This is a genomic window from Nocardia sp. NPDC050412 (assembly GCF_044458825.1).
GTDB lineage: Bacteria > Actinomycetota > Actinomycetes > Mycobacteriales > Mycobacteriaceae > Nocardia.
The window spans coordinates 82,793-92,162 of the sequence record NZ_JBITIJ010000015.1; the positions used below are offsets into that span (position 1 = coordinate 82,793).

Consider the following 9,370-nt stretch of genomic DNA (forward strand, 5'->3'; position numbering starts at 1 on the left):
GGCTCACGCTGTCGCGCAGCCGCGGTGCCGATCAGAGACCCGCGGAATATGGTCGATCGCCAAATGCCCCTTCGCACTTCGGTTTCGGCGACGTCGTCGCGAAAAGTGCGGGCTCAGGGGTAGGTCCGGAATCGGGTGCGCCGGGGGTCAGGAGTCGCCGGTGAGGCGGCGGCGGTCGCGTTCCTCGGCGGCGGCTGCGGCGGTGCGGCGCTGCTCCTCCGCGGCGAGTTGCAGCGCGGTGCGGCTCCAGACGACGCGGATCCAGTGGAAGGTCAGCACGATGATGGCGATGACGCCGAGGATGAGGCCGACACCGGGGCCTGCGCCGTGGTAGTTACCGAGGCCTGGTGTCTGGCGGTGCCAGATCGAGAAGACGCCGAACACGCTGCCGATCGCGGAACCGGCGACCGCGACCCAGGCGAGCACCCAGCGACGGGTCATCAGAGCGAGCAGCGAGAAGCCGATGCCGAAGACGACGGCGAACCAGACGAAGATCCGCGACGGCAGACCGATGTGCTCGGCACGTGCGGCATCGGTACCGAGCAACACATCGAACCCGCGCGCGCCGCCCGCATGCGACAGCACGAGTGAAAACAGCAGCAGGAAAACGGCACCGGCGACCACCATCGCGCGCACCCCCGGATCTATCTCCCCCGCAATGCGCCGCTCGACGGCATCGAGATCGTCCTTGAACTGCTCGAAGCCATTACTGCTCTCGACCGAGTTCACTGCGCCCTCGTCTCCTTCGGCTGATCCCTGCTCGGCTGCCATACCCGCATCCACTGTGCCATCACCGCCCTCTTCCCCCGCAACCACCCCACTACGTTCGGTAGTACTTGCCTCTCCTGCCCCCGAATCCGGTTCAGGCGCACTGCCGACAGACGCATCGGATGCACGACCGGACTCGAGATCCGCCCCCTCGGCAGCACGCACCGGACGATCCCCTTCGGCACCAGTCGAATACGACTCGGACGACGCTCCAGACGCACCGGGTGTGAGACCCGCTCCCCCAGCACGCGTCAGGTCATCGTCACCCGGCCGAGTGTTCATGCGCCGCAGCCGGTTGAGCAGCCAGAGGCGACCGGCTCGGTGCTGGGGGTGCCGATGCGTGGAAGGCCGAGGCCGACCCCGATGGGGTCGGTTTTGGGTGTGATGCCACGTTCGTGGGCGTCCCCGGCACGGGTGCGGCGGTGGGTTTTGATGGTCGCGTCAGCGATCAGATGGTGCGGGGCCGCATCGGTGATGTCGACGGTGATGATGTCGCCGGGGCGGATCTTTTCCGCAGCGCCTTCGGGACGGAAGTGCACGAGTCGGCCGTCGCGGGCGCGGCCGCTCATTCGGGCGGTCGCCGCGTTTTTCTTGCCAGCACCCTCGGCGACCAGCAATTCGACCTCGGTGCCGATGAGCGCCTTGTTCGCGTCGAGGGAGATCTCCTCCTGCAGCGCGATCAGCCGTTCGTAGCGCTCCTGCACTACCGCCTTCGGCAACTGATCGGGCATATCCGCGGCAGGTGTGCCGGGACGCTTGGAGTATTGGAAGGTGTAGGCGCTGGTGAACCGAGCCTGTCGGACCACATCCAAAGTCTCCTGGAAATCCTCCTCGGTCTCGCCGGGGAAGCCGACGATGATGTCGGTAGTGATCGCGGCATGCGGCATCGCGGCCCGCACCTTCTCGATGATGCCGAGGTAGCGCGCCTTGCGGTAGGACCGGCGCATCGCCTTCAGCACCCGATCCGACCCGGACTGCAGCGGCATATGCAGCTGCGGGCAGACATTCGACGTCTCGGCCATCGCCTCGATCACGTCATCGGTGAATTCGGCCGGATGCGGCGAGGTGAAGCGCACCCGCTCCAGCCCATCGATGCGCCCGGCAGCGCGCAGCAGTTTCGCGAAGGCACCGCGATCGCGCGCCTCATCGGGATCGGCGAAGGACGCACCGTAGGAGTTGACGTTCTGCCCGAGTAGCGTGACTTCCAGCACGCCCTGATCGACCAGCGCCTGCACCTCGGCGAGCACATCTCCCGGACGGCGGTCGACCTCCTTGCCGCGCAGCGACGGCACGATGCAGAACGTGCAGGTGTTATTGCAACCGACCGAGATCGAAACCCAACCGGCATAAGCGGATTCACGCTTGGCGGGCAGGCTCGACGGAAACGCCTCCAGCGATTCCAGAATCTCCACCTGCGCCTCGGCATTGTGCCGCGCACGTTCCAGCAACACCGGCAACGAGCCGATGTTGTGCGTGCCGAACACCACGTCCACCCAGGGCGCCTTGCGCACGACGGTGTCGCGGTCCTTCTGCGCCAGGCAGCCGCCGACGGCGATCTGCATGCCCGGCCGGTCGGCCTTGATCGGGGCCAGGTGGCCGAGGGTGCCGTAGAGCTTGTTGTCGGCGTTCTCGCGCACCGCGCAGGTATTGAAGACGACGAGATCGGCCGTCGCACCCGGCGCGGCCTTCACATAACCCGCACCCTCGAGCAGGCCCGACAAGCGTTCGGAATCGTGCACGTTCATCTGGCAGCCGAAGGTGCGGACCTCGTAACTGCGTGCGCCGTCCGCGGCCGCAGGGGCGGGAGACAGCACTGCCTGTCCGATCGAATCCACTCGTCCAGGGTACGGGGGTGCGCAACGCGGGTTTTCAGCGCATCGGCGCTGGCTCCAGGCCCAGGCCGAGGCGCATCAGTAGGGTTACGGCGCTGTGTCGTATCGGCGCGGCGTCACGGTGTGTCGCCGAAACCCGGGCAAATCGCCGTTTTCCGCTTAAGGTCTTGGACCATGACCGACGACGCCACCACGCCCGACACAATCGGGTTGGCCAAAACCGGGGCAGCTAGTTCTGATGAGGGCAGTACCGCCACAAGCGCGCCGATGATTTCGATGCGCGATGTGCAAAAGCACTTCGGTGACCTGCATGTACTGCGCGATATCAACCTCGAAGTCCCCAAGGGGCAGGTTGTTATCGTTCTGGGCCCCTCGGGGTCCGGGAAGTCGACGCTGTGCCGCACCATCAACCGACTCGAGCCGATCGACTCCGGCGATATCGCCATCGACGGGGTGCCACTGCCCGCCGAGGGCCGCGCGCTTGCCGCACTGCGCGCCGATGTCGGCATGGTGTTCCAATCATTCAACCTCTTCGCGCACAAGACGATCGTCGAGAACGTGATGCTCGCGCCGCTGAAGGTTCGCAAGGTGAAAAAGGAGAACGCCCGCAAGCGCGCGATGGAGTTGCTCGAGCGCGTCGGGATCGCCAATCAGGCCGATAAGTATCCGGCGCAACTGTCCGGCGGCCAGCAGCAGCGCGTCGCGATCGCCCGTGCGCTGGCGATGAGCCCGAAGGTGATGCTGTTCGACGAGCCGACTTCGGCGCTGGATCCGGAGATGGTCAACGAGGTGCTCGACGTCATGGTGTCGTTGGCCAAGGAGGGGATGACGATGCTGGTCGTCACCCACGAGATGGGCTTCGCGCGCAAGGCGGGTAATCGGGTGCTGTTCATGGCGGACGGGTCGATCGTCGAGGACGACACACCCGAGGTGTTCTTCACCGCGCCGAAGTCCGACCGTGCCAAGGATTTCCTCGGCAAGATTCTGAGCCACTGAACCGAGTAATCACCGCAACCGTAAGACCTCGGCCACCGAAATCACCAGAGGGAGAAGGAACACGATGAGGATCAACCGTTCGCTTCGACTCGGCATCGGGGCGATCGCCCTGACGCTGGCCGCAACAACCGCCGCCTGTGGCGGTGGTAGCGACAAATCCGCACTCGACAACGCCAAGGACGGAAAGCTCACCGTCGGAATCAAATTCGACCAGCCGGGCCTCGGCCTGCGCAATAAGGACGGCTCCTACAGCGGCTTCGACGTCGAGGTCGCCAAATACGTCGCGGGCAAGCTCGGTGTGAAACCGGAGAACATTACGTTCAAGGAGTCCCCGTCCGGTCAGCGCGAGACGCTGATCGAGAACGGTCAGGTCGACTACATCGTCGCCACCTACTCGATCAACGACGCACGTAAGCAGAAGGTCGACTTCGCCGGGCCGTATTACGTTGCGGGCCAGTCGCTTTTGGTGAAGGCCGACAACAACAGCATCAATGGCCCCGATGATCTGAAGGGTAAGAAGGTCTGCTCGGTGAAGGGATCCACCCCGGCCCAGAACATCGAGAAGAACTACCCGGCCACGCAGCTGCAGACCAACGACACCTACTCGCTGTGCCTCGAGGGCCTGCAGGCCGGTTCGTACGACGCGGTGACCACCGACGACATCATCCTGGCCGGTTACGCCGCGCAGAGCACGGGCACGTTCAAGGTCGTCGGCAAGCCGTTCACCACGGAGAACTACGGCATCGGCCTGAAGAAGGGCGATAAAGAGCTGCGCGACAAGGTCAATGACGCGATCGAGGCGATGATCGCCGACGGGTCGTGGAAGAGGGCGTTCGATTCCACGGTCGGCGCCTCCGGCTACCAGGCGCCCACGCCCCCGACGGTGAACCGGTACTGAGATTCGTGATCGGGTGGCCCGCGCGGGCCACCCGGTCACTTCGCTACGAGCAACCTGTACATCGCGCGCGGAAGGACGATCTCCGGCCGCCGCACAATCCGATCGGAGGGACGCGACCACTGTGTTCGACCTGATCTCGAGGTATGACGTCCTCGGCGCCTTCTGGGTGACCATCAAACTGACCGCGTCGTCGGCGGTTCTGGCCCTGATCCTGGGCACATTCGTCGCCGCGATGCGCGTGTCCCCCGTGCCGGTCGCCCGTTTTCTCGGCGCCGCCTACGTCACCATCTTCCGCAATACCCCGCTGACGCTGATCATCGTGTTCAGCTCACTCGGCCTCTACTCCACCATGGGCTGGAAGCTCGCGCCTGAGGGTCCGAACTCGCTGGCGCAGAACAACTTCCGTTACGCGGTACTCGGACTCAGCATCTACACAGCGGCATTCGTGTGCGAGTCGTTGCGCTCGGGTATCAACACCGTGCCGATGGGTCAGTCCGAGGCGGGCCGCTCTTTGGGCTTCACCTTTACGCAGAATCTGCGAATCGTGGTGCTGCCGCAGGCATTCCGCTCGGTTATCGCCCCGCTGGGCAGCGTGCTGATCGCGCTCACCAAGAACTCCACGATCGCCTCGGCGATCGGCGTCGCCGAGGCCGCGACCCTGATGGCCAAGATGAACGAGAACGAGGCCGCGCTGATCACCATCGGTTTCATCTTCGCACTCGGCTTCGTGATCCTGACCCTGCCGACCGGTCTGCTGTTCGGCTGGCTGGCCAAACGATTCGAGGTGGCCCGGTGAGTGGAGCTTCGGTTCTTTTCGATGCGCCGGGGCCCCGCGCGCGCATTCGAAACCAAATCTATTCCGTCATCGCGATTGTCGCGGTGCTGGCACTCGGGTGGGTGTTCTATCGCGGCTTCGCCGATAAGGGACAATTCACCGCCGAGAAGTGGAAGCCGTTCATCGAGGCGGACGTCTGGAAGACCTATCTGCTGCCCGGTCTGCGCGGCACCCTGGTCGCGGCGCTGCTTTCGATCGTGTTCGCGCTGGTGATCGGCATGGTCTTCGGCATCCTGCGCCTGTCGGAGCACCGGGTGGTGCGCTGGGTGGCCGGCACGATCGTCGAGGTGGCCCGGGCCATTCCGGTGCTGATCCTGATGATCTTCCTGTTCTACGTCTTCTCCGACTACAAGGTGTTCAAGGTCGATCAGCTCGCCCTGTGGGCCGTGGTGATCGCGTTGACTGTCTACAACGGTTCGGTCATCGCCGAAATCGTGCGGGCGGGCATCAAATCGCTGCCGAAGGGACAGACCGAGGCCGCAGTGGCGCTGGGTCTGCGCAAGGGACAGCTGATGCGGTTGATCCTGTTGCCGCAGGCGATTACCGCCATGCTACCCGCCTTGATCTCGCAGATGGTTGTGGCGCTGAAGGATTCGGCGCTCGGTTACCAGATCACCTACCTCGAGATCGTGCGTCAGGGCTCGCAGCTCGGTGCTGCCGAACGCAATACGGTGCCCGCACTGATGGTCGTCGCAGTAGTGATGATTCTGCTCAACAGCACGTTGACGATCGTGGCCAACAAACTGGAGCAGCGTTTGCGCTCGCGCAAGCGGACCAAGGGCGCGGCCGTCGTGGCGGCCGACTCGATTCTCGCCGATGCGACTCCGGGGATGGATATCACGCAGAAGCCGTGAGTCCGTGGCCTGACGGGTCTGAGCGCGCACTTTCGCCCGAATCCAGCAGAGATCGCCAGATTTCGCGGGAACGTGCACGCTCAGACTCATTCGGGCTGACTCGGCTTTCGCAGACGCAGTATCGGGGCGTGCGGCTGATACCAAGCGCCTGCAGATTCCAGTGTGCAGCGGTTGGGTTATCGTCGCGTCGATCGGGTGAGTGGCGCGCAATCGGTCGCGGTAATCAGAACGAGAGCACTGGTGGCGCGGAGGCTTTCACCCCCTTTGGGACCGCCGCACACCCGGTATGCGGGGCTGTGCGGCGTCACAGGGGGTTGCGGGAGCCCAGCGTATGCGCGGGGGGCCGTCGATCAGGTGGTCGGTGATCAGGATGAGGGCACGGTGCTGCGGAATTCTTCGGTTTCGGAGCGCGGGGCAGCGGTGAAAGTTTCGGCGGGCATTGCGGATTCGGGAGGGTAGGTGGCCGCGGCTACGGCGGTGGCTGCACGGACGAAGGCCGCTACCGCGGGTGAGTGGCAATTTTGCGGCCAGGCTATCGCGAGGGCCGTTGGTCGGAGGTCGGTGACAGGGCGGTAGGCGATCCCGGGGCGTGGGTGACGGCGAGCGACCGAGGAGGGCGGGAACCAGATGATGTTGCCGAGTTCGACCAGGTTGAACAGCTGCGCCAGATCCAGGACCGGGCGCGGGGGTTCTGGAGGCGGGGCGAGGCCGTCGCGGTCGGCGGGAGTTCCGTCGGGGAGCGTTCGACCGGCCAGGTCGGCAAGGCACAGAGTTGTCCGGGCGGCGAGCGGATCGGATGCGGCCAGCGCGACCAAGCGGGGTTCGGTGAGCAGCGGTTCGACGTCCAGACCCCGGTCGTCGAACGGGGTGGCCAGGAGGGCGACATCTGCGCGGCCCTGACGAAGGGCCGGGACCTGCTCGCCCCGACCGCCCAACATCAACTCCACCGGAACTGCCGCGTCTTCGAGGTGATATGTCTCGAAGATCCGCGGCAGGAGTCCGGCATCATAGTCGGCTTTGAGCGCGAGCCGTAGCCCCGGTGCGGGCTTGCCGACGTGGCGGGCGCGCTGAGCAGCCGCCGCGACGGCATCGAGTGCGGTCCGCGCGTCGCGGAGCAAGGTCTCGCCGGGCGCGGTGAGCACGACGTGTCGGGTGGTGCGCTCGAAAAGTTGAACGCCCAGTTGACGTTCCAGTTCCCGGATCGCCCTGGACAGGGGTGGTTGCGCCATCCCCAGTCGCTCGGCCGCTCGTCCGAAGTGCAGTTCCTCCGCGACGGCCACGAAGTATCGGAGTTGCCGAACCTCCAGATCACTCATATCCCCACGGTATCAACGCTTATCGAATCGGTCCTTCAGGTTCGGTGCCGCGCCGACTTGACTGGCCAGTGCCAAATCACTCGAGCAGAGGTCGTCATGATCGTTGTTACTACCCCTACCGGCGCCATCGGCCGTCAGGTCCTCCCCCATCTCCTCGACCGCGGCGCACCGGTCCGCGTTATCGCGCGTGATCCAGCACGCCTGCCCGCGCACATCCGCGAGCACGTCGAAGTCGTAACGGGATCGCATAGCGATATCGATGTCGTCACCCAGGCGTTCGCCGACGCCGACGCCGTGTTCTGGTTGCTGCCCCCGGTCCATCGCGGCGCGAGCCTCGAAGCCGCGGTTCTGGACTTCACACGGCCCGCGTGCGAGGCATTCAAGAGTCAGGGTGTCGAGCGAGTGGTCGGAGTCTCGTCCATCGGTCGCGGGTCAGCGGTGGTCGGGAACGCCGGACTGGTCACGGCGTCGCTGGCCATGGACGATCTGATTGCGAGTACCGGCGTGAGCTACCGAGCGCTGGCGATGCCCTCGTTCATGGATAATCTGCTTCGCCAAGTCGAAGTAATCAAGGCTGAGGGTATATTCTTCGCACCGCTTTCCCCCGATTTGAAACGCCCTACCTGCGCGACCCGCGATATCGCCGCCGTCGCCGCCGAACTGCTGCTCGACGACTCGTGGAGCGGATACGACAGCGTCCCCGTACTCGGCCCAGAAGACCTGTCCAACAACGACATGGCGCGAATCATGTCCGAAGTGCTGGGCCGCCCGATCCGGTTCCAACAAGTCTCCGGCGAAGCCTACAAAGCCACAATGCTCGAATCCGGCATGTCCGAGGCCATGGCCCAGGGCATGTACGACATGCTGGAGGCAAAGGAAAACGGCCTCGACAACGCCGAACCCCGCACCCCTCAATCCACAACCCCCACCACCTTCCGCCAATGGTGCGAAGAAGTTCTCGCCCCCGCCCTTCAGCTCTAACCACTGGAGCCAGTCCGCAGCCCAACCCCTGTTCACCACGCACACGCCCGGTCGCACGTGTGCCTAGAGCAAGAGCCATGTGGGCGACCAAGGCCTCACGCAGGCGGGGCGGGCTGCCAGAGCTCAGTCGGGGTCCGGCGTGTCGAACTGGGCCTGTGCGAGTTCAGCTTTCACGACGGTGAAGGCGGTGGATTGGTTGTAGCCGCGACGGGCGAGCATGGAGACGAGGCGGCGGATTGTTTTGTCGCGGTCCAGGTTTGTGGGCATGGTGCGTAGTTTGCGTCGGACCAGTTCGGTGGCGCGTTGTTCCTCGTCGTCGGGGGTGATGGCGTCAAGGGCGGAGGCGGCGTCGGACTGGGATACGCCCTTGCGGCGAAGTTCTTGGGCGAGAGCTTGTTTGCCCTTGCCGGAGAAGGTGTGACGCGAGTGGACCCACTGTTCGGCGAAGGCTGCGTCGTCGATCAGGCCGACCTCGGTGAAGCGGTCCAGGGCGCGTTCGGTGATCTCGGACGTAAAGCCCTTGGCCGCGAGACGCTGCGCTAGTTCGGCACGGCTGCGGGCGCGGACGGCGAGCAGGCGAAGACACGCCTCCTTTGCCTGCTCGACCGTCCCGCCTTGGGGGCTGCGCTCCGAACGAGACCGCGGATCATCCTCGCTTACACGGGGAACAACGGCACCTGTTCGTCGCGCATCCTCCTCGGATCCGGCCGCCACCGGATCCGCCCATCGGCCTTCAGAATTCTGGAAGTCAGCCGAGTGGGAGTCGTTGCGCCGGAACTCGTTCCGGCGCCCGCGACCGCGCCGGGACCCAGTCGAGCGGGCCGCCCCGGCGGGGGGGGGGGGCGCGCGGGCCCGGCGCCGCGGGGGCGGGGGCGCGTGGGGGGGGGGGT

At 65.3% G+C, this 9,370-nt stretch carries 9 protein-coding genes; 5 read left to right on the forward strand and 4 right to left on the reverse strand.

Going from position 1 to position 9,370, the window contains the following annotated elements; translation table 11 throughout:
- Positions 1-147: 147 nt before the first annotated feature.
- Together ACIBI6_RS33115 and miaB are read right to left on the reverse strand one after the other, a co-directional pair.
- Complete coding sequence (locus ACIBI6_RS33115) at positions 148-771, reverse strand: hypothetical protein (RefSeq protein ID WP_364352044.1); 624 nt, start codon at positions 769-771, stop codon at positions 148-150.
- 275 nt (positions 772-1,046) lie between these two features.
- The gene (miaB, locus tag ACIBI6_RS33120) at positions 1,047-2,603 is read right to left on the reverse strand and encodes a tRNA (N6-isopentenyl adenosine(37)-C2)-methylthiotransferase MiaB (protein WP_364351707.1); all 1,557 of its coding nucleotides are present in this window, start codon (positions 2,601-2,603) and stop codon (positions 1,047-1,049) included.
- Positions 2,604-2,867: 264 nt separating this feature from the next.
- On the opposite strand from miaB, the gene gluA reads away from it, so the two are divergent.
- The 4 genes from gluA to ACIBI6_RS33140 all read left to right on the forward strand — a co-directional run bounded on the left by gluA (position 2,868) and on the right by ACIBI6_RS33140 (position 6,183).
- The gene (gluA, locus tag ACIBI6_RS33125; protein ID WP_364352041.1) at positions 2,868-3,596 is read left to right on the forward strand and encodes a glutamate ABC transporter ATP-binding protein GluA; all 729 of its coding nucleotides are present in this window, start codon (positions 2,868-2,870) and stop codon (positions 3,594-3,596) included.
- Positions 3,597-3,660: 64 nt separating this feature from the next.
- Complete coding sequence (locus tag ACIBI6_RS33130; protein WP_396958853.1) at positions 3,661-4,494, forward strand: glutamate ABC transporter substrate-binding protein; 834 nt, start codon at positions 3,661-3,663, stop codon at positions 4,492-4,494.
- A 121-nt stretch (positions 4,495-4,615) separates the two neighbouring features.
- A complete protein-coding gene (locus ACIBI6_RS33135) occupies positions 4,616-5,290 on the forward strand; it encodes an amino acid ABC transporter permease (RefSeq protein WP_364351701.1) in 675 nt (224 codons plus the stop codon).
- Positions 5,287-6,183: an amino acid ABC transporter permease gene (locus ACIBI6_RS33140; RefSeq protein WP_364351698.1), complete on the forward strand. Its 897-nt coding sequence runs from the start codon at positions 5,287-5,289 to the stop codon at positions 6,181-6,183. The genes ACIBI6_RS33135 and ACIBI6_RS33140 overlap by 4 nt, the downstream gene beginning before the upstream one ends.
- A 365-nt stretch (positions 6,184-6,548) precedes the next feature.
- Here the strand turns inward: ACIBI6_RS33140 and ACIBI6_RS33145 are convergent, their stop codons facing one another.
- Positions 6,549-7,499, reverse strand: a complete 951-nt coding sequence (locus ACIBI6_RS33145) for a LysR family transcriptional regulator (protein ID WP_396958854.1) — start codon at positions 7,497-7,499, stop codon at positions 6,549-6,551.
- 96 nt (positions 7,500-7,595) lie between these two features.
- On the opposite strand from ACIBI6_RS33145, the gene ACIBI6_RS33150 reads away from it, so the two are divergent.
- A complete protein-coding gene (locus ACIBI6_RS33150) occupies positions 7,596-8,480 on the forward strand; it encodes an NAD(P)H-binding protein (protein ID WP_396958855.1) in 885 nt (294 codons plus the stop codon).
- A gap of 123 nt (positions 8,481-8,603) precedes the next feature.
- On the opposite strand, the gene recX is transcribed toward ACIBI6_RS33150, so the two are convergent.
- The gene (recX, locus tag ACIBI6_RS33155) at positions 8,604-9,194 is read right to left on the reverse strand and encodes a recombination regulator RecX (RefSeq protein WP_364351689.1); all 591 of its coding nucleotides are present in this window, start codon (positions 9,192-9,194) and stop codon (positions 8,604-8,606) included.
- Between the last annotated feature and the right edge of the window lie 176 nt (positions 9,195-9,370).

Coding starts and splice junctions, on each gene's coding strand:
- ACIBI6_RS33115 (WP_364352044.1), bottom strand. CDS start 771: ATGGCAGCCGAGCAGGGATCAGCCGAAGGAGACGAGGGCGCAGTGAAC.
- gluA (WP_364352041.1), top strand. CDS start 2,868: ATGATTTCGATGCGCGATGTGCAAAAGCACTTCGGTGACCTGCATGTA.
- ACIBI6_RS33130 (WP_396958853.1), top strand. CDS start 3,661: ATGAGGATCAACCGTTCGCTTCGACTCGGCATCGGGGCGATCGCCCTG.
- ACIBI6_RS33145 (WP_396958854.1), bottom strand. CDS start 7,499: ATGAGTGATCTGGAGGTTCGGCAACTCCGATACTTCGTGGCCGTCGCG.
- ACIBI6_RS33150 (WP_396958855.1), top strand. CDS start 7,596: ATGATCGTTGTTACTACCCCTACCGGCGCCATCGGCCGTCAGGTCCTC.